The sequence below is a fragment of the Granulicella sp. L56 genome (genome assembly GCF_009765835.1).
Classification (GTDB): Bacteria; Acidobacteriota; Terriglobia; order Terriglobales; family Acidobacteriaceae; genus Edaphobacter.
In genome coordinates this window covers 1222635-1246444 of record NZ_LMUS01000006.1, presented here as the reverse complement: position 1 = coordinate 1246444, position 23810 = coordinate 1222635, and the positions used below count along the sequence as shown (strand labels likewise).

General features: G+C 56.4%; 12 protein-coding genes. All 12 read left to right on the top strand.

The features are described from left to right. Positions 1-97 precede the first annotated feature (97 nt). The 12 genes from GSQ81_RS13125 to GSQ81_RS13070 all read left to right on the top strand — a co-directional run bounded on the left by GSQ81_RS13125 (position 98) and on the right by GSQ81_RS13070 (position 23725). Positions 98-3751: a TonB-dependent receptor gene (locus GSQ81_RS13125; protein WP_158911162.1), complete on the top strand. Its 3654-nt coding sequence runs from the start codon at positions 98-100 to the stop codon at positions 3749-3751. 53 nt (positions 3752-3804) lie between these two features. Next, complete coding sequence (locus tag GSQ81_RS13120) at positions 3805-4743, top strand: lipopolysaccharide assembly protein LapB (RefSeq protein ID WP_158911161.1); 939 nt, start codon at positions 3805-3807, stop codon at positions 4741-4743. A 469-nt stretch (positions 4744-5212) separates the two neighbouring features. Continuing rightward, a complete protein-coding gene (locus tag GSQ81_RS13115; RefSeq protein ID WP_158911160.1) occupies positions 5213-8980 on the top strand; it encodes a TonB-dependent receptor in 3768 nt (1255 codons plus the stop codon). 57 nt (positions 8981-9037) lie between these two features. Then, positions 9038-10129 (top strand): tetratricopeptide repeat protein, encoded by a 1092-nt coding sequence (locus GSQ81_RS13110; RefSeq protein ID WP_158911159.1) that lies wholly within the window; start codon positions 9038-9040, stop codon positions 10127-10129. 111 nt (positions 10130-10240) lie between these two features. Next, the gene (locus GSQ81_RS13105; protein WP_158911158.1) at positions 10241-12301 is read left to right on the top strand and encodes an alpha-L-arabinofuranosidase C-terminal domain-containing protein; all 2061 of its coding nucleotides are present in this window, start codon (positions 10241-10243) and stop codon (positions 12299-12301) included. 228 nt (positions 12302-12529) lie between these two features. Beyond that, positions 12530-13081 (top strand): hypothetical protein, encoded by a 552-nt coding sequence (locus tag GSQ81_RS13100; RefSeq protein ID WP_158911157.1) that lies wholly within the window; start codon positions 12530-12532, stop codon positions 13079-13081. A gap of 150 nt (positions 13082-13231) precedes the next feature. Further along, a complete protein-coding gene (locus GSQ81_RS13095; protein WP_158911156.1) occupies positions 13232-16126 on the top strand; it encodes a glycoside hydrolase family 38 C-terminal domain-containing protein in 2895 nt (964 codons plus the stop codon). A gap of 60 nt (positions 16127-16186) precedes the next feature. Then, positions 16187-18289 (top strand): DUF5054 domain-containing protein, encoded by a 2103-nt coding sequence (locus GSQ81_RS13090; RefSeq protein WP_158911155.1) that lies wholly within the window; start codon positions 16187-16189, stop codon positions 18287-18289. A 216-nt stretch (positions 18290-18505) separates the two neighbouring features. Beyond that, on the top strand, positions 18506-19417 hold the full coding sequence (locus tag GSQ81_RS13085; RefSeq protein ID WP_254060171.1) for a tetratricopeptide repeat protein: 912 nt from the start codon (positions 18506-18508) through the stop codon (positions 19415-19417). A 74-nt stretch (positions 19418-19491) separates the two neighbouring features. Then, on the top strand, positions 19492-20649 hold the full coding sequence (locus GSQ81_RS13080) for an acyl-CoA dehydrogenase (RefSeq protein WP_174237966.1): 1158 nt from the start codon (positions 19492-19494) through the stop codon (positions 20647-20649). Positions 20650-20862: 213 nt separating this feature from the next. Continuing rightward, positions 20863-22104, top strand: coding sequence for an MFS transporter (locus GSQ81_RS13075; RefSeq protein ID WP_158911154.1), 1242 nt, complete (start codon positions 20863-20865; stop codon positions 22102-22104). A gap of 193 nt (positions 22105-22297) precedes the next feature. Next, positions 22298-23725, top strand: coding sequence for a sialate O-acetylesterase (locus GSQ81_RS13070; RefSeq protein ID WP_371715332.1), 1428 nt, complete (start codon positions 22298-22300; stop codon positions 23723-23725). Positions 23726-23810: the final 85 nt, after the last annotated feature.

The window sequence follows — 23810 nt, the reverse complement described above, 5'->3', positions numbered from 1 at the left end:
TGAAACGAGAAGAAGCGATTCGCACTGGATCTTCGGGAGACTTCGATCAGAAAGTGCCCCAGCCAGTGGACAAGATGGAATTTTTTGGAGGCAAGCGATGTTCAAACATTTTTTACTCTTAGTGTCAGTGCCTTTGATTTTTATCGGTGCTGCTTTCGCTCAACAAGGATCGTCAGGGGCTCTGAATGGAGTTGTAAAGGATGCGTCGGGAGCAGTTATTCCTGGTGCTACAGTTGTGGCAACTGAACTTGCCACGAACGTATCCAAGACCACAATTACTACGGGATCAGGGAATTACACATTCCCTGCACTGCCTCCAGGTCTCTATAAGATCGCCGCAACCCATGCTGGGTTTAGTCCAAATGCGATTACCGATGTCTCGCTACGCGTAGCCCAGCTTCTGACGGTTGACTTGAAACTCGAAGTGGGCGCCACTGAGACTGTCGAGGTCTCCACCGATGCGCAGTTGTTAGAAAGCGGTACCTCCCAGTTGAGCCATTATGCTTCCGCTGAGACGCTGGAGACATTGCCGGTCCCGGTGACGGGTGATGGAGAGCGTCAGTTGCAGGACTATCTCTTCAAGAGCCTTCCAGGAACCACTGGCGAAACATACGTCGGTTCCATCAACGGAGGTCAGAACCTTACCAACGAGGTATATCTCGACGGCATATCAATGGGTAGCCCCGATACCGCAGAACTTGCACCGAGCCTCGATGCGATTGGCGACTTCAATCTGCAGACTGGCGCAATGAGTGCGGAATACAATGGCGGTGGAACGGCAGTTACGAATTACAGCGTAAAAGCAGGCGGAAACAAGCTGCACGGCTCGCTCTACGAGTACTTCCAGAACGAAGCACTGAATGCAAACAGCTACGATAGTAATTACAACGGCACGCCACGCCCGAAGCAGCGTCTGAATAACTTCGGCGGCACAATTGGCGGACCGATTTTTATCCCGAAGTTGTATGACGGCAGGAATAAGACCTTTTTCTTCGTCTCCTATGAAGGGACCCGAAAGAATAACTTTGTGATCGCTGGCTTGACGACCATGCCTACTCCGGCCATGCTCGGTGGCGATCTATCTGGGTTTCTCGATCCGGCTCAGACAGGAGATTCAAAATCCGGTCAGCCTGCTACAAACGGCACAAGCCCTGTTGTCGATGCGCTGGGGCGTCCTGTAATTTATGGGCAGATCTATGATCCAAATACTCAACGTATCTTGCAAGCCGGACAGATCGATCCTCTAACTGGACTTAGGGCAGTTAGCGGCGGGTTGGTGCGTGAACCGTTTGCCGATAACAAAATTCCGACGAGCCGCTTTGATGCAGTAGCGGCAAACTACTTGAAACTCAAATTTCCAACGAATTTTGTGAATGGAAGAGTTACCAGCAATCTTGCATCCTATGCAAGCAATCAGCCTGTGTTCAATCAGGACGACTACACGTTCAAGATCGATCAGAACATAGGAAACGCGCAGAGGGTGGACTTCCTTTACACAACCGTAAACCGCACCAGAAGTAACGGTTCAGGAGGGGCTTTCTCGACTCCCGGTACAAATCCACTGGACTCGTGGGACACCCAGGACAATCCCGGCAAGCTGGTTCGTGCCAATGACTACTGGACCATCTCTCCGACATTCGTTAACCATTTTGGAGTCGGGTTCAACCGCTTCACCAACAAATATACGACTCCATTTTCGAGCCAGAACTGGGGATCAACACTTGGAGTCCAAAACATTAGCCCCATAGGATTTCCGACCATCGGTATAGGCTCAAGCGGCACCGCGCTTGGCAGTGAGCAGACCTTTGGCAATGGTGCAATCGGTAGCGGTTCAGTTTTCCAGAGCACGATTTTTGTCGACACACTCTCCATCAGCCATGGAAAACACCAGTTGCAGATTGGAACGGAATGGCGATACTACAACCAAAATCAAACAAACCTTAACTCTGTTCCGGGCTTTAGTTTTTCCAGCGCCCAGACTGATGATGGTCTTCCCGCAAAAAATTACACCGGTAATGGCTTTGGTAGTTTCCTGCTCGGCCAGGTAAGCAGTGAAGCATCTAATGTTTATAACGGATCTGAGGGTTTTCGCCGGCGCGAAATAGGAACTTTTGTCCAGGACAACTGGAGATTGAACTCGCACTTGACGATCAATGCAGGCCTGCGCTGGGAGGTCATCGGCGCTTTTTATGAAGTACATGGAAAGATCACGACCATGAACCCTGCAACTCCTAATCCGGGTGCTGGAGATCTTCCCGGTGCATTGCAGTTTGCCAGCCAGCTTGGGCGCAAGGGCTTCGGAAAAACAGATTGGGGATATATTCTTCCGCGTTTAGGTTTTGTATATTCTGCCAGTCCACGATTGGTATGGAGGGGCGGAGTTGGAGTGAACTCTCAAGCTCCGGCCGGAAGTCCTTCGTTCAGCTACGAAGCCACTCCGTCAACTCAGGGCTACAGCGGGCTCATACAAGTGAACCAGGGAACAAACCCGACACCCGATCCCAGTATGGCCGTCACCACTCTCAGCACGCCGTTCCCGTCATTCGCCGGTACTCTGCCAAACTACGATCCTACCCAGTTGAATAATCAGGGTTCTCCGCAGGTAATCAATCCAAACGGATCTCACGCTCAGTATGTCGTGAACTATACCTTTGGTTTCCAATACGATCTTGGCCATAAGACGGTGGCCGAGATGAACTATGTCGGCAATACAACGAAGCGCATCTGGGCATATGGAACTGATCAACTGAACCAGTTGCCGATTGGCGATCTGAGCAAGTATGGAGATGCGCTGCTCGATCCGCTTTCACTCCATCCCGAAATTCCTGCGCCATATGCTGGATTTACCAGCAGCTATCTCGTGCAGCAGGCCATAGCTCCGTTCCCTCAATATAACGGAGGGAGTGTCAGCCAATTTGAATCACATAACGGATGGTCGAGATATGATTCCCTCCAGGCAACGATCACTCGCACCGTCCATCCGGGGTTGAGTGTCGTCGCGGCGTATACATGGGAAAAAATCCTGACAAACGCCAACAGCAACTACACTTACATTGCTCCACGGGATGTCAATAATCTGCGTGCGGAAAAGGCGCTTGCCATTGGGCTGGATGTACCCCAGCAGTTCAAGCTAACCACGCTCTATGATCTACCGTTTGGTAAAGGGCGTCCCTTTGCACTCCATGGGCCGGTTGATTGGATTGCAGGAGGATGGACGCTCAGTGCGAACCTTATCTATCAGTCCGGAGACGTACTGCAGGTCAGCGACAGCAGTGTAAGCAATGGAACGTTTTCTACAACGACCCCAAACTATACCGGTGCGCCAACCAAGCTCAGGGGCCCTGGTCAAATTAACGAGTCGGCGCCTTCTGGTCCGCAATATTTGAACCCCGCTGGCTTTACCCATGTGCAGACAACTTGCAGTCTTGTACCTGTCGGCACTCCCTGCAACAATGTCGCATTGTCCAATGGAAACGTGAAATCAGCCATGGGAGCATTTGGCCCGGGACTGGCTGATGAAAATGTGAGCTTGCAAAAGAATTTTAGCCTGGGCGAACAGCGCTCGTTCCAGCTCCGTGTAGATGCAGTCAATCTATTCAACAGAGCTGGACTCGGCGACCCTGTTGGAGATATCAACAGTCCGCAATTTGGTCAGATCATTAGCCCAGGAACAGACCAGCAAAATATTGATTCGGATTCATACTTCTACCAGCCTCGCGTAATCCAACTATCGGCGAGAATTAAATTCTGATGAAGTATTTTTGCAGTGCGGTCCTCCTAGTTTTATTAATGGAGGTCGCACTGTTGTCTTTATCAGCACAATCTGTGCCACAAGGAAAATTTCCAACACTCCCTGATACAACGCTCCATTCAGATATTCCAGCAATAGGCGATGCTTGTGCTTCTTTGCAGAAACAAAGTGAGCAATTCATCTCACTAGGGAGCTATTCAGTAGCCGCAGGAGTATTACAAAAATCTCTCTCTGTCTGTTCCAACCGTAAAGAGGTATTGCTTGAACTTGCGAAAGCGCAGCTGCTCTCGCAGCAAACTGATGCCGCATTAGCTTCACTTCATCTCTTGCTTGCCGATGATCCTGGCAATGTTCAGGCATTCATTACCCAAGGGCAGGCTCTTTATTTTGATAATAAAGATTCTGATGCAGAGTCTTCCCTAATGCATGCTGCCCATCTTGCGCCAAAAGACGCAGAGCCACATTATTGGCTAGGCAGAATCTACTATATGGATTTCCGTCTTCAGGAAGCGACGGCGCAATTTCAAGAAGCGTTGAAGTTGAACCCCGATACCTACAAAGCTTATGACGGTCTCGCCTTATGCTACGAAAATAAAGGCGACATAAGTTTGACTGTTAAAACTTATATGGATGGAATTGCTCTCGTCTATAAGAATCATCCCCATTATGATGTGATCTATGCTGACCTTGCCGAATTTCTTTTAAGATACGACGATAATCAGAAGGCTTTTACCGCGGCTGCTGAAGCAGTAACGAGAAATCCACGTGAACCGAGAAACTTCTTTTTGGCAGGAAAGGCTGCCGAGCAAGAAGCAAAGTACGATGTCAGCATACGATGGTTGACGAAAGCAGCGGAGATGGATCTGACCTATCCAGATCCGCATTATCTGTTGGCTCGAATCTATAAAAGGATCGGAAACATGAAGGCCGCTGCGGACGAAAGCACTAAATTTCAGATACTGTCAGCAAGAGCACCTCAGCTGCGCAGGTAAGCGGGCCTTTTGACTCTCCGGCGGCAGTGCGCTGGTATTGCGTTCTGTGTCCCATGTCTGAAACCCCTCTGAACTGAAGCTGCAGAATGAATTTGTGGCGGCGCGGACGATTTTTCAAAACGCGGTCAGGTTCGTGAGTAACTTTTGAGGTACCTCTTTTCGCGACATCAATTGGCCTTTCAACGTTTAAAGGTTTTCATTTTCAGAAACATGGAACGTCGTGAGGTCTTTAGCGGCGAGGGCAGTTTCCATAGGGTTGAAATCGATCTCAAACTTTTGATTGACAGTGTTTGAATAGCTGGGTACTATTCGAAGCGTTGTCAATTTGTAACCGATTACAGGGAATTTGAACTGTGTGAATGCGGTTTTTGGCGATAAGTGGCGACACAAATATAAACGCTTCAAAATTTTGTTTCTGGCAACGCCGACTCGGAAAAGAAGCGATATGGGCAACATTTTTGGAGGGGTTGTGAGCAAAATTTTTCAATTCAAACGAGCATTTCTTGGGTGTGCTGCCGTCGTAGCGATGACCGTACTCGCTGCAAATCCTGGTATGGCCCAGACGAACGAAGGTCAACTGTCAGGAAACGTTCTGGATAGCACAGGCGCGCAGGTCGTGAACGCGGAGATTACCGCCAAGAATGATGCGACCGGTTCGACCTACAGCATTAAGTCAACCAGCAGCGGAAGCTATCGCTTTCCCTCCATCACCCTCGGCCAGTACACGGTGACGGCGACGGCATCCGGTTTCAGTCCGTCAGTCAATACTGGCGTAGTGGTTCGAGTGGGTAGCGTTACCGCACTCGACATTCATCTCGCTGTTGGAGCGGCGACCGACACGATTACCGTTGCGGCGAATGCGTCCATGGTCGAAACGCAGTCTTCCGATGTTGGCGGCACGGTTTCGACGAGGCAGATTATCGATCTGCCGCTGGCACTTGGCGGAGTCGGTGCGCTGCGGTCTCCTGAAGCGTTCGTCTTCCTGATCCCCGGCACGGCTGGGCCTGGCACCGGCAACAGTGCGAACGGCATCTTTATCTCGAAGATTGGCGGCGGCCAGAACTTTGGCAATGAGGTCTTGCTTGACGGCGCTTCGCAGACGCGTTCGGAAAATGGCTCCTCCTTCGATGAGGAAGCCCCCTCGGTGGAAGCGATCTCTGAGTTCAAGGTGACGACGAACACTCCCTCCGCGGAGTTTGGCCGCACCTCGGGCGGTATCGAAAACTTCGTTACCAAGAGCGGAACCAATAGCTATCATGGCAGCGTGTTCGACATCTTCCGCAATGAAGACCTCAATGCGAACAACTGGTTTAACAATGGCTACAAGGCGTTTTACCAGAGCCAGGGGAACCCGGTCGAAGCCACGTACAACCGTGGAAACGATAAGCAGAACGACTATGGCGGAAGTATGGGCGGACCGATCGTCATTCCGCACCTCTATAACGGGCACGACAAGAGCTTCTTCTTCTTCTCGTGGGAGCAATACCGGCATACGCTGGGCGGACCCATTCCAAGCACGGTTCCAACTACGGCCGAGCGTGGCGGCGATTTCAGCGATCAGCTAGGTTCGGTGAAGCTGGACAACAACGGCAACCCGATCCTCAATCCGTGCGATGGCAGCCCCATGTATAACGGGGAGATCTTCGATCCGAATACCACGCAAACCGTCAACAATGTTCCGTGCCGGTTGCCGTTCAAGAGCGGTAACGGACAGCTCAATATCATTCCGCAGGGGCGTATCGATCCAGTCTCTCAGAACATCCTGGCGTATTATCCGACGCCGACCTCGCCGGGCATCGCGAACAACTACACGCTCAACACCTCGTCTCCTTTGACGAACACCACGTATACGGTTCGCGTCGATCATTCCATCGGATCGAACGATAAGTTCTTCGGCTCGTACAGCACGCGCGAAAACTTTCGCTTCAGCCCACAGAACTTCCAACTGCCTGCACCAGTTACGCCGAACGTTCAGACGCAGGACTTCATTACTCACTTTGGCCGCGGCGGTTGGGACCATATCTTCACGGCGAATCTGCTCAACCACTTGAACGTGGGCTACAACCGTTCCAACTCGATCAATGGAGCGATCGAAAATCAACCGGCGTACTCAAAGACCGATTACGGCAAACAGCTCGGTATTCCCAACGTCTTTCGTGGCTTCCCAGTCATGAATGTCAGCGGCTATGTCTCGCTGAGCCGCAACCAGGATGACGACAATATCGACAACGGCCTTCGCTTCAACGACTCTGTGAACTGGCAGAAGGGGCGTAACAGCTTCAAGTTCGGCGTCGACTACCGTTATCAGCAGTACTCGAATATTGCGCACGACTCGGAGAATGGCTACTTCAACTTCAACGGCAACCAGACGAAGGCAGCCAAGCTAAGCCCCTACCAGGATGGAACTGGTTTGGGAGGAGCGAGCTTCCTGCTGGGACTGTTTGACTCGGCAGGTGCAACCATCGTGACGCATCAGCCGCGCTGGCTGTCGAGCTACTCGGCTGCCTTTGCCCAGGACGACTTCAAGGCATCCAACGACCTTGTCCTGAACATCGGCATTCGTTACAGCATCGACCAGCCACGTAAAGAAGCGACCAATAGGACTTCGAACTTCAGCCCGACGGCGATCGATCCGCATAGCGGTTTGCCTGGCGCGCTGGTGTTCGGAACGAACTGCGGCGGCTGCAATACGCGCTGGGCTGATACCTGGTACAAAGATATCGCTCCGCGCATCGGCTTCGCGTACTCGCCTACCAGATGGAATGGTAAGCTTGCGGTTCGCGGCGGCTTTGCAACCCTGTATGCGCCGCTTCAATACAGCGACTTCGGCGGTTCTGAGATTGCAGGCTACTCGCTTCCCCTTCAGCAGAACAGCGATGGCTTCACCGATTCCTACCGTATCGACAACGGGCTCAATCCGTATACGATTGCGCCGAACCTCGATCCGGGTCTGTTCAGCAATGGGAACTCGGCGGCTCCGCAAAACTTCAGCAACTATATTAAGCCGTCGTACGGTCGTCCCGCCCAGGTCAACCAGTGGAACCTCCAGGTGCAACAGGAGCTTGCCAAGGACCTGATCATGACGATTGGCTATATTGGCTCGTCAGCCTCGCACCTCAAGTCGGGCATCGAGAACGTCAACAATATCTCGCCATCGGCCTTCGGGCTTGGTGACATTCTCAACCGTAGCTTTGCAACCAGTGCTCCGGCGCAGCAAACCAAAGTTCCGTATGCGACCTTCAACACGGCGGCGAACTACTTCCAGGCAATTCGGCCGTTCCCGCAGTATGACTATATTGCGACAGACTGCTGCCTGCAGAATGTCGGGCACTCTTCCTACGACGCTCTGATCGCAACCGTTGAGCGGCGCTTCTCGCATGGTCTCAGCCTGCAGGCTTCCTATACCTGGTCGAAGTCGATCACCAACGCCGATTCCGCACTGCCGGGAACGAACGCTGGCGTCAACCAGGAGCAGGATCCTTCCAATCCGAAGAGCATCAAGGCGCTGTCTGTTCAGGACATCCCGCACACGTTCGTGGTCAGCTACATCTACCAGTTGCCGTTCGGGAAGGGACAACACTTCCTGGGTTCGACGAACGGATTTGTACGGGCGGCGATCAGTGGATTTGAGATTGGAGCCGTGCAGCGCTATATGTCGGGTCAGCCAACGTCGTTTGGTTGCGCCGATGGTATTCCTGGCTATCAAAACTGCATTGCGTTCTCTCGTGTTACGGGTTCGAGCCTCGCGAGTCCCGCACGTAAGGGACACATCGATCCGTTTCGCAAGCTACGGGCAAATTATCCAAACATAGGTTCTGATCCGAACGTGGATAGCGAATTCAACGGTCTGACGAATACCGGCAATGCCGCCTATTCGCAGTTCCAGACGGCGCCGGCCATTTATAGCCAGAACCAAAGCAACAATCGTCTTACCCGCGCGGTACAGGCTGGAACCTGTGCGACGTGCGATAACGGCAACTTCGAGTTCGGAGACATTCCGCGTGTCACCGGCGAGCTTCGAAACTACAAGTACCTCAACGAAGACTTCAGCTTCCTGAAGAAAACACCCATTACCGAAGGCACGCTGCTGATCTTGAAGGTAGAACTTCTCAACGCCTTCAACCGGCACACCTTCAGCACTCCGGACACTCAGCCCTATGACTACACCTTCGGCGTGCCGACAGGGACGATCAACGGCCCACGCCAGATGCAGCTTACGGCGCGGTTCCAGTTCTAACTTGCTTGTCCTCGTGTGATAATTCCGGCGGAGGGCTTCCAGGCCCTCCGCCTTTTTATGAAATCCTTCTTCCCATTTCGTTTCGTTGTCTTGCTGCTGGTTGGTATGGGCACAGGCTATTTCGGTTCGTCGTCTTTTGCAGCAGCGCAACAGGCGAACAACACTTTATCCACTTCCAATCAGGCGGACGCGCTCGTGGCCCAGGCATTGCACAGTCTTCAGCAAGGGGATCAAAGCACTGCACAGCAGCTTCTGCTGCAAGCCATCGCGATCAGTCCTACGAATGCCAGCACCAATAATGCGCTTGGCAAACTGTATTCTGAAGAACATCGCTATCCGGAGGCGATGGAGCGATTCGAAGCCGTGCTGGCGATCAATCTGCGCGATGCCGATGCCCGCCGCGGCGAGCTTTCGGCTGCCGTGGCGCTTGCGCTGCAGGTCCGCGCTGCGAGTCCTGAAGCTGCGCTCGCGTGTTTGCAGCATGCCCGTGAAAATCTACCCGATGATCCCACGCTCCTCATAGACCTGGGCATTCAGGCACAGGGGATGAACCAGTTGGTGCTGGCCAATGAGTCCCTGAGTGCTGCGCTTAAGGTCAAGCCCGACGATCTCACTACGCTTTATGCTTTAGCGCGTGTGGAGACGGACCAGATGCATTCGGAGTTGGCGGAGAAGCACTTCCGGGAGTATCTGGCCGCACGTCCGGACGATGCCACGGCCCATTATGGGCTTGGACATCTGCTTCAGATGCAGCTTAAGACTGCAGAGGCGACGAAGGAGTTCAAGCGCTCGATTGAGTTGCAGCCGGTACAGACGGAGTCTTATTACGCACTTGGCCAGATTGCGCTGGATACACAGCACGATGCCGAGGCGGAGCCGCTCTTTCACAAGACGCTGGCTCGCGATCCAAACCATGGCGGAGCGCTTACCGGAATGGGAATCCTCTCTTATCGTGCGAAGAATTATGCCGAAGCAGAAGGGTATCTTGCAAAAGCCATCGTCAGCGCACCTAATTATCAGCCGGCTCGTTACTACTACAGCCTCGCGCTTGCCCATGTGGGGAAAAAAGCAGAGGCCGAACAGCAATTGAAGATCGCTGCAAGTCTGCAACAAAAGCGTGCTATTCCGATAACGCCAGGTACGCAGTAGAGATATGTCGTACACCGTTTCTGTGTGTCAATTTAAACGATTTTGTATTGTGGTTGTTCGCGGACGCTCCAATTCCATCTATCAGTCATTCATTGCAAGGAGACGCTTCTCATGAGTCGCATATCAGCTTTTACCAAGTCCTTTCTGCAGGTTGCCTCGGTCACCGCGCTTACGTGGATGGCCACATATCCTCTTTCGGCTCAGATCACCAATAACGCTGCCGTCACCGACACGCCCATTGAAGTGCACATCCTGCGGACGGAGGCTCCTGAAGCGATTCCGACCTCGGTCTTCGGCAGCTTTTTGGAGCCTATCGGCAAGTCGACGTATGGGGGGCTCTGGGCCGATGCGCTGGAGAACCCAAGCTTCGAAGATGGTTTATGGAGTGCTGGGAACATTGCCGGGATGCTGCATGCGCGTCCTGAGTTGCGGCGGGCATCGCAACTGGGAATTCCTCTGCCGTGGGAGCCGCTCGACCAGGCGCAGGGAAATCGTTATCAGCCGGTATGGGGAGACGCGGCGAACTCCACGCGCTCGCTGCTGGTTATGTCGCTACCCGGCAAGGAGGTGGGCATTCGCCAGATGGTCTACCTGCCGGTTCATCGCGAACTCACTTACACAGGCAGTATCTGGTTGAAGCACATTGAAGGCCCAGCCGATGTCACCGTTTCACTGCGCACGCATGATCAGAAGGACAGTATTCTAGTCGCGCAGAGTCTCAATGCAGCGGCAACCGCGTGGACAAAGTTCACCTTTACGCTCGTGCTCAAGCCAGGACAGGTCGCCCCGCTTGCTCCCGTGGACTTCGTGCTCGCGCTTAAGAACGATGCGCGCGTCGAGGTGGATCAGGCATCGCTGATGCCGGCTGACAACATCGACGGCATGGATCCCGACGTTATTGCGATGGCCCGTGATCTGCATTCGCCCTTGATTCGGTTTGGCGGCAATTTTACCTCTGCCTATGACTGGAAGGACGGTATCGGCCCCCGAGATAAGCGTGTCGGCAAGCTGAATGTCTCGTGGGGCATTCCGGAGTACAACACCTTTGGCACCGACGAGTTCCTTGAGTTTTGCAAACTCATCAACGCTCAGCCGCAGATCGCATTGAACCTAGGCACTGGTACGCCGCAAGATGCTGCGGCGTGGGTGAAGTATGTCGATCAGCACTGGGGCGACCATAAAGGTGGCCTGCTATGGGAGTTGGGTAATGAGCTATGGGGTGACTTTCAGGTGGGGTACCCGAGCCTGGAGCGTGTAGCTCAGAAGACGCTTGCTACCAGCCAGGCCGTGCGCAAGGTCGATCCAACGTCGCGCTTAATTGCCACCGGTGCGGATGAAGATCACTTCCATGACTGGAACGCCGCACAGTTGTCCAATCCTGTGGGGACGTTCGACCTTCTCTCTACTCACTTTGTGGTCAACGATAGTGTGCAAATGCCTGATTCCACAGCGCAGTTTCGTGCGATGGCGAGTCTCGCGCTGCCCATCGGGCTGGAAGAGCGGATGCACGCTATTCACGCGCAGATCCAGCAGAGCCCGCATCGCGATCATGTGAACACGGCCTTTACGGAGTGGCTTATGATCTCCGATTCTCATACCGGGTTGCACTTTACCAATATGGGCGGAGCACTCTTCGCTGGCGGATTTCTGAACATGATTATCCGCAACTCGAAGATCGTTCCCATCTCTGATATGACCGGGATCATGGAGTTCGGCGGGATATGGAGCAAGCGAGGCCAGGTCTACGGAGCGCCTGCGTACTGGGTCCTTCGCGAGTATGCGAATGCAGAGCCGCGCACGCTGCTTCGCGTGCAATCGAACTCGCCGGTTTATTCAGTCGCTCATGGTGTGAACCGCCTGCCTGACATTTCGGACGTTCCTTATCTGGATGTCGACGCTGCCGAGTCTGCGGGTGGAAGGTCTCTGGTGCTCTTCTGTGTGAACCGTGATCTGACGCAGGCGCTGACAGCCAACTTCGACTTCGCCAGTCTTGGGGTGAAGGGAAGAGTTGCCAAGGTGACAACGATAGCCGCTGACAATATCCTTGCCGAAAACAATGAGGAGAACCCTAATAAGGTGAAGCCACTGGTAGACACGGAAGAGGTACATGGAGCCTTTACGCACAAGTTTCCCAGTGCGAGCGTGACGATTATCGAGATTTCTCTTCAATAGATAGTGAGGGGGCGCTCAGCGTGATTGCCAGTCCCATTTGGTGATGAGGGCATTTTTTTATTTTTCCTTTAGGATGGGCACGTAGTAATCTTTTCCCTTTACAGTTATTGCGAGGTTTCTGGCTTGGCGAAGTAACCATTCCTTCTACGTTTGCTTCTAAGTCCTTGATGGTCATAGTTAGCAGCGTATGCAATTTCACGAACCGCAGGCACTTTAAAGGCATTCATCATGCGCAGACTCAAAGCTCTTCTTTGTAGTGCAACGTTAGTCGCGAGTGTAACTTTGCTTGCGCCCGTGGGCCTGATGCCGACGGCCAACGCTCAAGTCTCCATCGGTATCGGCATAGGCGGCGGCCCACCGCCGGTTTGTCCCTATGGCTACTATGACTATGCTCCCTACTCCTGTGCGCCTGGTGGCTTTTACGGGCCCGGCTATTTCTATAACGGCATCTTTTTAGGTGTGGGGCCTTGGTATCAGTGGGGCTATCGGAACGGTTGGGGTAATCATCGTTTTGCAGGCGGCCGTGGAGGAAGATATTACGGCAATGGAAGAGGCGGTCACTATGCCGGCAGGCCTGGCTATCGGGGTAATCCTGGGTATCGCGGCAATCGTGGACACGTTGCCCCACGGGCACCAAATCGTGGTGGCGGACATGCTGGCGGCGGACGACCCAATGGAGCACCGCACGGCGGCGGCGGTCGTCCCGGCGGCGGAGGTCGTCCCGGTGGGGGCCATGCTGGTGGTGGTCGTCCTGGTGGAAACAATGGCGGACATCGTTAGCCGATAGTTGCCGAATCCGGCAGCACATAGTACAAGGGCGGCGGGGCATAAAGCTCCGCCGCTTTGTGTTGTCCGGACTCACTTGTTTCTGTCCGAAGGACGCTTGCCGGCGATAATTGACTTTTGCAGGAGAGAACGGAGTATCTCAGGATGAAGCGACGGGACGTATTAAAGGGTCTTTCGATTGTGGCTGGTGGAGCGTTGTGTACCACGCCTGCCTTGTCGGCGTTTGCACTGGATGGCGATAAACCTGTGGCTGCGCCTCCGATGGCGATGGCGATTCGTGGCCTGGTGAGGAAAGACGGCAAGCTGATGCAGCCCATTCAGATCTCCGTGCAAAATGCGGGCGCGGATGCTGCGGTGGTGACGACGCTCGATGGCAGGGAGATCGACAGGAGGACGCTCGCTTCGGGACAGCGCACCTTCAACGTACTGATTGATGCGGTGACGGAGGCACGCGATGGTTCGGTCACGGTGAAGGTGGGAGAGAACACAAGCTCTGCGGTGATGAAGCTGCAGCCGGTTCGCAAGGTGCTGGTCTATGTGCTGCCGCACTCGCATCACGATCTTGGGTATACGGACCTGCAGGCAAATGTGGAAGAGAAGCAGATGCAGAACATCACGCTGGGAATGGAGCTGGCGAAGAAGACGGCGGGGTATCCGGAGGGCTCGCGGTTTGTGTGGAATCTCGAAGTGTTGTGGGGGGCTGATCTGTTTATGCGGCGTAGGCCGCAGGTGGAGAGAGATGCGTTTGTCGAAGCGGTGAAGAAGGGGTGGGTGGCCATCAATGGAATGTATGCGAATGAGCTGACGGGGCTGTGTCGTCCTGAAGAGCTGATGCAGCTATTCCGGTATGGGACGGAGTTGGGAAAGACGTGCGGCGTGCGTGTGGACTCGGCGATGATCAGCGATGTGCCGGGGTATACGTGGGGCACGGTGACGGCGATGGCGCAGGCGGGCATACGGTATTTTTCTGCTGCGCCGAATTTCTTCGACCGCATTGGAAGCCTGATGGAGCAGTGGCAGGACAAGCCGTTCTGGGCGTTTTCGCCTTCAGGCAAGGAGAAGGTGTTGGTGTGGATTCCGTGGACGGGCTATGCGATGTCGCATGTGATGAAGTTGAGTCCGGAGTGGGTGGGCAAGTATCAGGATCGCCTGGATACGGCTGGATTTAAATATGACATCTCTTATATTCGCTGGTCGGGACATGGAGACAATGCGGTGCCCGATCCGGAGCTGAGCAAGTTTATTAAAGGATGGAACGAGGAGTATGAGTGGCCGAAGTTTCATATCTCGTCGACGAGTGAGGCGTTCTCCGCGTTTGAGAAGCGGCATGGCAGCGAGGTGCCGGAGATGCATGGAGACCTGACGCCGTATTGGGAGGATGGTGCGGGATCGTCGGCGCTGGAGACGAAGCTGAATCGCGTGGCGGCGGACCGGCTGACTCAGGCGGAGGCGCTAGGCGCGATGTTCTCGCCTGCGGCCCTGAGCACGGCGAAGGTGAATGAGGCGTGGCGGAATATTCTGTTGTACTCCGAGCACACGTGGGGAGCGTGGTGCAGCGTGTCGGATTCGGAGAGCGACTTTACCAAAAAGCAGTGGGACGTGAAGCGGCAGTTCGCGGTGGATGCGGAGAGTATATCGAAGTCGCTGCTGGATGAGGCACTGAAGTCTGCGGGTGCAGGCGCGGATGCTGCGGCGATTGATGTGCATAATTCGACTTCGTGGCCTCGGAGCGAACTGGTGGTGCTATCGGCTGCCATGTCCTCCACAGGAGACCATGTAAAGACGGAGCACGGCGCTTCTATGCCGTCACAGAGATTGTCTACGGGAGAGCTGGCGTTTCTGGCGCATGATGTTCCGGCGTTTGGCAGCGCGAGGTTTCATCTTTCGCGGGCGAAGGCATTGGCTCCCGCGAAGCATGTGACGTTCAAGGACGGCCTGCTCGAAAATGGGATGGTGCGGGTGAAGATCGATGCGGCGACCGGCGATCTGGTGGAGATGTCACTGCACGGCAAGACGGAGAATTTGATCGATCGTAGCCAGGGGCAAGCGGTGAATGAGTATCTCTTCCTCGAAGGGAGCGATGTATCGAAGGTGCAGCAGAGCGGGACGGCTACGATCCATGTCGAAGAGGCGGGGCCGCTGGTGGTTTCGGTGCGCGTCGAATCATCTGCGCCGGGATGCAATAGCCTGGTGCGCAGGGTTCGGCTGGTCGCGGGGGAGGAGCATGTCGAGTTGACGAATGTTGTCGACAAGAAACGTGCGCCGTTGAATCCTCATCCCGGCAAAGGTGGACCGGGAGATGACTTCGCGCAGCGGGAGGCGAAGGAGAGCGTGCAGTTCACGTTTCCATTTGCCGTACGCGATGGTGCGATGCGGATGGATATTCCGCTGGGGATGATGAGGCCGGAGATCGACCAGCTTCCGGGAGCGTGCAAGAACTGGCTTCCGGTAGGGCGTTGGATCGATGTATCGAATGCGGAGCATGGTGTGACCTGGGTGACGCTGGATGCGCCTCTGGTGGAGGTGGGCGAGATCTCGGCAAACATGCTGGGATCGCAGCGTGACCCGAAGCTGTGGCGTAAAAACATTGCACCGACGCAGAAGTTTTATTCGTGGGCGATGAACAATCATTGGGGAACGAACTATCGGGCGTATCAGGAAGGCGTGGTCGAGTTTCGCTATGCATTGCGGCCTCATGCCGGGTACGACGCGGCGGCCGCGAGCCGGTTCGCGATTGGACTCTCACAGCCGCTGGTGACGACGGTGGCGAGTGCTGGTGCGGTGAAACCTGCGCTGCTGCGGCTTGAGCCGCAGGATGTGCTCGCGCTGGCATTGAAGACGAGCGACGATGGCGCTGGAACGGTGATTCGGTTGTTCGGCGCTTCTGGCGAAGAGAAGCGGGCGAAGTTGACGTGGGCTGCCCCGATGGCTCCGCAGCTTTGGATCAGTGACCTGAGTGAGCAACGGGTGAATCGTGTGCAGCATGAGGTGACGGTTGCGGGGTGGGACCTTGTTACTCTGCGCGCCGATCATGCTTGAGTTTGCTTCGCTGATTGGGACGAAGGATTATTCGATTCACCAATGAAGGATGGAGGAGTGATGAAGCGACGAGAGTTTCTCAAATCCGCGGCGTTGACCGCTGCGGCTTCGGCTGCGCTTTCCCCGTGGCAAAGGGTCGCCAGGGCGCAGCAGGGTGTGGTGGCCCCAGCCGTTCAGGAAGATGTAAAGCGCGTAGTTGCGGTGTTCAAGTGCCATCTCGATATCGGCTTTACCGATACGCAGGCGAACGTGATGCAGAAGTACTTCAAACAGTACTATCCGCAGGCGATGGCGCTGGCGGCCGAACGCAGAGAGGCCGGGCACGACCGCTACGTGTGGACGACCGGATCGTGGCTGCTCTACGAGTATCTGGAGCAGGCGAGCAGCGACGAACGGCGGAGGATGGAGCAGGCGATTGCGCAGGGCGATATCGCGTGGCACTCGCTGCCGTTCAGTTGGCAGACGGAGATGCTTGACCGCTCGACGATTGAGGGTTGCCTCGGCCTTTCGACGGCGCTCGACAAGCGCTTTGGGCATACGACGACCGCCGGCAAGATGACGGATGTTCCATGCCATTCGCGGGGGATTGTCGCTCCGCTGGCTGCCGGTGGAGTGCGGCTGCTGGATATCGGGGTGAACCCGGCGAGTACGCCGCCGGAGGTCCCCGATGTTTTTTTGTGGAAGGAACCCGAGGGAGCCGAGATTGCAGTGCTGTATCACCGGCACGATTATGGAAGCGTGGTGCGGGTGCCGGGCTCGGATCTAGCGGTGTCGGTGATGGTGAGGAGTGATAACTCCGGGCCACATACGACGAAGGAGATCGACGACATTTATGCCGGGCTTCGACGGCAGTTTCCTAATGCGAAGATTGTTGCGGGGAGCTTGAGCGATGTGGCGACGGCGATGGAAGGGGCTCGTGCGACGCTGCCCGTGGTGACGGAAGAGATCGGCGATACCTGGATCTATGGAGCGCCGAGCGATCCGCCGAAGATTGCGCGATACCGCGAGATGGCACGGCTGCGCGGCGAGTGGCTGGCGGGCAAGCGGATGAGTGTGGGAGATGCGACGGACCGGCAACTGCTGCTGCGGCTGGTGCTGGCAGTAGAGCATACCTGGGGGACGGACACGAAGCGCTACATCGACCACGATCATTACTCGCCGAAGGAGCTGGCGGAGTACATTCATAAGCCCGGCTACCAGACGATGGAGCGGAGCTGGAAGGAGAAGCGCGACGACATCGACGCGGGCGTGGCGAATATGCCGGAGGGGCTACAGAACGAGGCGAAGGCGCGGCTGGAGACGCTACGTGTCGTGGCACCGGACCACTCCGGAATGCAGGTGCACGATGCGAAGAAGGAGATTCGCACAGAGCATTTTGAGTTGATGCTCGATCCGCCTACGGGCTCGATTGCAAAACTGGTGAATCGGCAGACGAAGAAGGCATGGGCATCGGCGAAGCATCCGCTGGCGCTGTTTACTTACCAGACGCTTTCGCAGGCAGACTACACCGCATTCCTGGCGGCGTATGTGCGGAGCAAGCAGTGGTGGGCGCCGCAGGACTTTGGCAAGCCGAACATCGAGCGTTTCCATGCGGAGTCGCGCGAGTGGCATCCTGTGCTGAAGCAGATGTGGGTGGAGGAGCACCCGGAACATCATCGAGTGTTGGCGCAGCTTGCTGTGGACGATGCGGCGAGTGAGCAGCACGGTCTGGTGGCATGGCCGGGGTCGATGTATCTGGAGCTGGTCTTTCCAAAGGCCGAGGCTGTGGTGCAGCTTACGTTTTATGCGATGGGTAAGGCCCCGAACCGTATGCCGGAGTCGATGTGGCTGACGTTTATGCCGGAGACGGCGGGCAGTCCGAAGTGGAGCTTCGAGAAGGTGAATCAGGAGGTCGCGGCGGACGATGTGGTGCGCGGCGGTGGTCGCAGGATGCACGCAGTGACGTCGAAGTTTGCCTGCGGAGATGGGCGCGACCGACTGACGATTACAACGCTCGATGCTCCGGTGGTGGCTCTGGGCGCGAGGTCGCCGCTGAACTTCAGCGAGGAGCTGCCCGATCTAGGACAGGGCGTGCATGTGAACCTATTCAACAATGCGTGGGGCACGAACTATCCGCAGTGGGCTGGCGGAGACTGGATGTATCGCTTCACTTTGGCAGGCTGAAAATGAGGGCTGCGGTGAAAGCAAGGGTTGCATTCCTATGTCCGAGAGTCCGGACATGGGGTACCCTTTGGCCTTGGAACCCGATTTGGTACACGATATCCACTGTTATTTGACTGGCTTATGCGAAAGGGGCTTGATTGGTGCAGGTTTGGACGGCATACTGCAACAAGAGTTTTGCTGGACCGGATCTCCGGACGGGGCAACAGAGACATCGACGTGACCCGATATTGCCGTCAAGACGTTTTACGAATCCTGCACTTGCATGCGCGCCAGTTAGTGGCGTGGGAGCGAGCGGGACTGATTTCCCCCAACGAACATTACAGTTTTGAAGAGCTGGGCAGGCTGCGCACGCTGCGCGATCTGCAGGCGACGACGCGCATCTCGGCCAAGAGCATTCGGGCATCGGTGGATGCGATGCAGCGCGTGGGCGGGATGCGGAACCCGCTGATGGAGGCGAGCGCGGTGAGGCGAGGATCGCGACTGGCGTTTCGGCATGGTGGCGCCCTACTCGATCCGCTGACGCAGCAGCTTGCCTTCGACTTCGACACGACCGGCACGCGGCAGCTAAGCGTGGTGCGGGCCGGAGGGCATGACCCTGCGCGACAGGCTGCCGAGCTACAGGATATGTTTCTGCGGGCGGTGAAGCTGGAGGAGAATCCGGCGACGATTCCGTCGGCAATCGAAATCTATAAGGCGATTCTGGCGCTGCGGCCGGAACATGCACCGGCGCTGATCAATCTGGGGACGATTCACTACAACCTGCGCGAGTATGAGCTGGCGGAGAGCTTTTATCGTCGGGCGACGCTGGCAGACCCGGACTATGCGCTGGCATTCTTCGACCTGGGCAACGTTCTGGACGAGTTGCAGCAGTTGGGCCAGGCTACGGCGGCCTATCAGAAGGCAGTGACGCTGGTGCCCCACTATGCCGATGCGCACTACAACCTTGCACTTTCATACGAGCGGCAGGGGGAGCGGCGCAGAGCTCTGCGTCACTGGCTGGCCTATGTGCGGCTGGACCCGACGGGGCCGTGGTCGAGCCATGCGAAGGACCAGGCGCGGAAGATTCTGAACGCAGAAAAACTCTCCATTGTGAGTCGGGGTGGACGGCTGGTGAAGGTGGCGGGCTAGATCCCATCGTCAATTGTGGTTTGCAGCCGATGCTGTCTTTGGGTGCGCGTAACCTCTTTAAATGAGGTGAGCCGATGGGTGAGCAGCGAAGCGCTATTCCGTTGACGCAGTTGAGCGAAGATGAGCAGATGTTTCGCACTACGGTGCGGAGGTTTGCCGCGGAGGAGATTTCTCCGCTGGTGCGAAGCATGGATGAGGCGCAGCAGATGGACGCCGGGGTAGTTCGTCAACTGTTTGAGCTGGGCCTAATGGGCATTGCCGTTCCGGAGGCCTACGGTGGGGCGGACGGCAGCTTCTTCGAGGCGATCCTGGCTGTGGAGGAGATTTCGGCAGTCGACCCGGCGGTGGGGGTGCTGGTCGATGTGCAGAATACGCTTTGCGTGAACGCGCTGGTGCGGTGGGCGACTGAAGAACAGAAGCAGCGGTGGCTGCCGCGGCTGGCTGCGGACACGGTGGGTGCTTACGCGTTGAGCGAGGCCGCGTCGGGGTCCGATGCTTTTGCATTGCAGACGCGGGCGGTTCGGCGTGGGGACGACTATGTTCTGAACGGGCAGAAGCTCTGGATTACGAATGCGAAGGAGGCGGGGCTGTTTGTCGTCTTTGCTACCGTTGATCCTTCGGCGGGGTACAAGGGAATTACGGCGTTCGTGGTGGAGAAGGGTGCAGCCGGATTTTCGTTGGGCAAAAAAGAAGACAAGCTGGGGATTCGCGCTTCGAGTACATGCGAGCTAGTCTTTCGGGATTGCGTAGTGCCTGCCAATCAGGTGTTGGGTGAGGTCGGCAAAGGCTACAAGATTGCCATCGAGACGCTGAATGAAGGCCGAATAGGGATCGGCGCACAGATGCTGGGGCTGGCTTCAGGGGCGTGGGGCCATGCGGCGAGGTGGGCGAAAGAACGCAAGCAGTTTGGCAAGGCGCTGGTGGAGTTTCAGGCGATGCAGTTTCAACTGGCGGAGATGGCGACGGAGATCGAAGCAGCACGGCTGCTGGTCTACAACGCTGCGAGGCTGAAGGACGCCGGTGAGGACTTTTTGAAAGAGGCCGCGATGTGCAAGTACTTCGCCTCGCAGGTGGCGGAGCGGGTGGCGAGTCTTGCGGTGGAGGTCTTCGGCGGGGCTGGATTTGTGAAGGACTATCCCGTGGAGAAGCTCTATCGCGATGCGAAGATCGGCAAGATCTATGAGGGGACTTCGTTTATGCAGTTAGCTACGATTGCCAAGCTGGTGCTTTAACGCCAGGGATCAGGGCTTAGGGACCAGCAGGCAAGAGCGACGGCGATAGTGTTGCGACGATTTCAATGCTGTCTGCATGTACTTCAAATTTTGGGTTGGTTGAAGCAGTGGAAACCCATGTCCCAGAATCGGGACATGGGGCACCCTCCGTGGAATGTGTCCTAAGCGTTGAGGCGCGGGTCGTTTTACACTAGTGGTCAGGCCTCTTAAATCATGACGAAGACTTCCAGTGCCGCATCCCGCGCGCCGCTGCCCTTTCTTGGGCTGGCCTGTGCTGTGGGCGTCTCCACCATGTATTACAACCAGCCGCTTTTGCTGGAGATGGGCCATACCTATGGGGCGGCCGCCGGGCGCACCGGCTTTGTTGCCGTGGCGACGCAGGTTGGCTACGCGTTGGGGCTGCTGTTCTTTGTTCCGCTGGGCGATCTGCTGGAGCGGCGTGCGCTGATGATGCGTATGTTTGCCGCTGTCGCGGTGGCGCTGGTGCTGGTGGCACTGGCTCCGACCCTGGGCTGGCTGATTGCAGGGAGCGCCCTGATTGGAGTTTTTGCTTCGGTGACGCACGTTGTGTTGCCGATTGCTCCGGACCTGGTGTCGGACGAACAGAGAGGGCGGGCGATCGGCATTGTGATGACCGGCCTGTTGCTGGGCATTTTGCTGGCGCGGACCTTCGCCGGATGGGTGAGCCATATTACCGGCTGGCGTTCCGTGTTCATCGTCGCTGCGATTATCAATGCGGCGTTTGTGCCGCTACTATGGCGGAAGATGCCTAAGCTGCCGCCAAAACAGAAGCTGCGGTATGCCGATGCCATGAAATCGCTGTGGACCTTGTACCGGACACAGCCGCTGCTGCGCGAGTCCAGCGAGTTGGGGGCACTGGTGTTTGCTTCGTTTAGCTGCTTCTGGACGACACTGGCCTTCATGCTTTATAGCCACTATGGCCTGGGGGCGGGAGTTGCCGGAACATTTGGCGTAGTGGGTGCCGCGGGTGCGCTGGTGGCTCCGATTGCGGGGCGCATGTCGGATAAGCACGGCTCGCGGTGGGTGGTGTCGGTAGGGATATCGCTGCTGGCAGTCTCGTATCTTCTGCTGTGGGGCGAGGAGAGTGCGCGGCTTTCGACGGCGCTGCATATGGTTCTGCTGATCGTTGGCGTCGTGGTGTTGGATATGGGCGCGCAGATGACGCAGGTGGCAAACCAGACGCGGATCTTCGGGTTGGATGCGTCGGCGCGGAGCCGTCTGAACACGGTCTATATGACGGTCTACTTCAGCGGTGCGGCGGTGGGGTCGGCGCTGGCAACGGTGGCGTGGGTCCATTGGAAGTGGACGGGAGTCAGTGTCCTGGCGCTCGGGCTGATCGGGTTGGCGTTTCTGCGCCATGCGGTGGGAGACAAGACCGGCGGCCAGTACGAACATCATCCGCTGACCATTGAGGACGAACTGATGGAGGCGTAAGACGGCTTCATGGAAGGCTGCGGCGAAGGGATGGTATCGTCATCGAGGTGTTGACGAGCCATCGAGTTTCGTCGCGAACCTTCCGAGAGGACTGGACTTGATGCTGAATCAGAGGCTGAAATTGGTTGGGGCTTTAGTGTTTTTTCTTCTTCCCGTCGCGGGAAGTGCAGCTGCGGAGATTCGTCTTCCACATTTGTTCAGCGATCATACTGTGCTGCAGCGTGAGGCTCCCATTCATGTGTGGGGATGGTCGGAGCCCGAGGAGAAGGTTACGGTGCGCTTCCATGCGCAGACGCGCTCTGTGGAGGCGAATGCGGAAGGCGAGTGGAACCTGTGGCTGATGCCGGAGCAGGCTGGCGGGCCGTATACGCTGACGGCGCAGGGCAGTTCAGGCGGCGCGGCCTCGACGGTGACGGTTTCGGATGTTTTGATTGGGGATGTGTGGGTTGCGTCGGGCCAGTCGAACATGGAGTTTCCGCTGAAGGGCTTTGGCGGCAATACGGTGTTGAAAAATGGTGCGGAGGAGATTGCCAACGCCACGGTACCCACGGTACGGCTGCTTCGGATCGAGCATAAAAGCTCGGATGTGCCGGTCGAGGACGTCGATGGGACATGGACGCTGTGCACACCGGAGACGGCAGCCAGTTTTTCGGCGGTCGCGTACTTTTTTGGCAGGGAGATCAGCCGGAAGGAGCACGTTCCTATCGGCCTGATCGATGCGACGTGGGGCGGAACGCCGGTAGCTTCGTGGATCAGCCTGGACGGAATTGGCGCGGATGCATCGCTGATGCCGATCTTTGCGACGCGTGCGCGATTCGCGGATGAGCAGAGCAGAGCGGTCAGAGTGGAGGCTGCCGAGAAGCGAGAGGATGCGGCGGCGCTCGCTGCCCATCGGCCGTTGCCGAAACATTCCTGGCATCCGGACGAGACGTCCTGGCTGCCGGCAGCTTTGTTCAACGGAATGATTGCGCCGATGACGCCGTATTCGATCAAGGGAGTGATCTGGTACCAGGGCGAGACCGACAGCGCACCGGCGACCGCGCCGCTCTATGCGAGATCTTTTTCAGCGATGATTGGGGACTGGCGCAATCACTGGCAGGAGGGGAACTTTCCGTTTCTCTTCGTGCAGATCTCCAGCTTTCATTCCCCCGGCGAGCATTGGGGAATGGTGCGCGACCAGCAGCGGCGGACGCTGGCGGTGAGCAATACAGCGATGGCCGTGTCGCTGGACGTGGGCACGCCGGACAATGTGCATCCGCCGGACAAGCAGACGGTGGGAGCGCGATTGGCGGTGGCTGCGCGCGGCATGGTCTACGGAGAGGCTGTGGATTACTCGGGGCCAATGTTCCGTCAGGCCACGCGCGATGGTGACGGAATGCGCGTTTGGTTCGACCACGTCAATGGCTTAACGGCCAAGGGCGGCGAGTTAGCTGGGTTTGAAGTTGCGGGGGCGGACAAGCAGTTTGTTCCAGCTACGGCGAAGATCGATGGCTCTTCCGTTGAGGTGCGGAGTGCTGCGGTAAAGAACCCGGAATATGTACGTTACGGGTGGGAAAGTGTTACGAACGGCAATCTCTACAATGGCGCGGGGCTTCCAGCCTCTACCTTTACCTCGGAGTAAGGAAACGTAGTTTTTGAACGCGACAGGTGAGGCGGGTGTGGCCTCACTTGTCGTACCTTTTGATAGAGGTTCACTTATAAAGAAA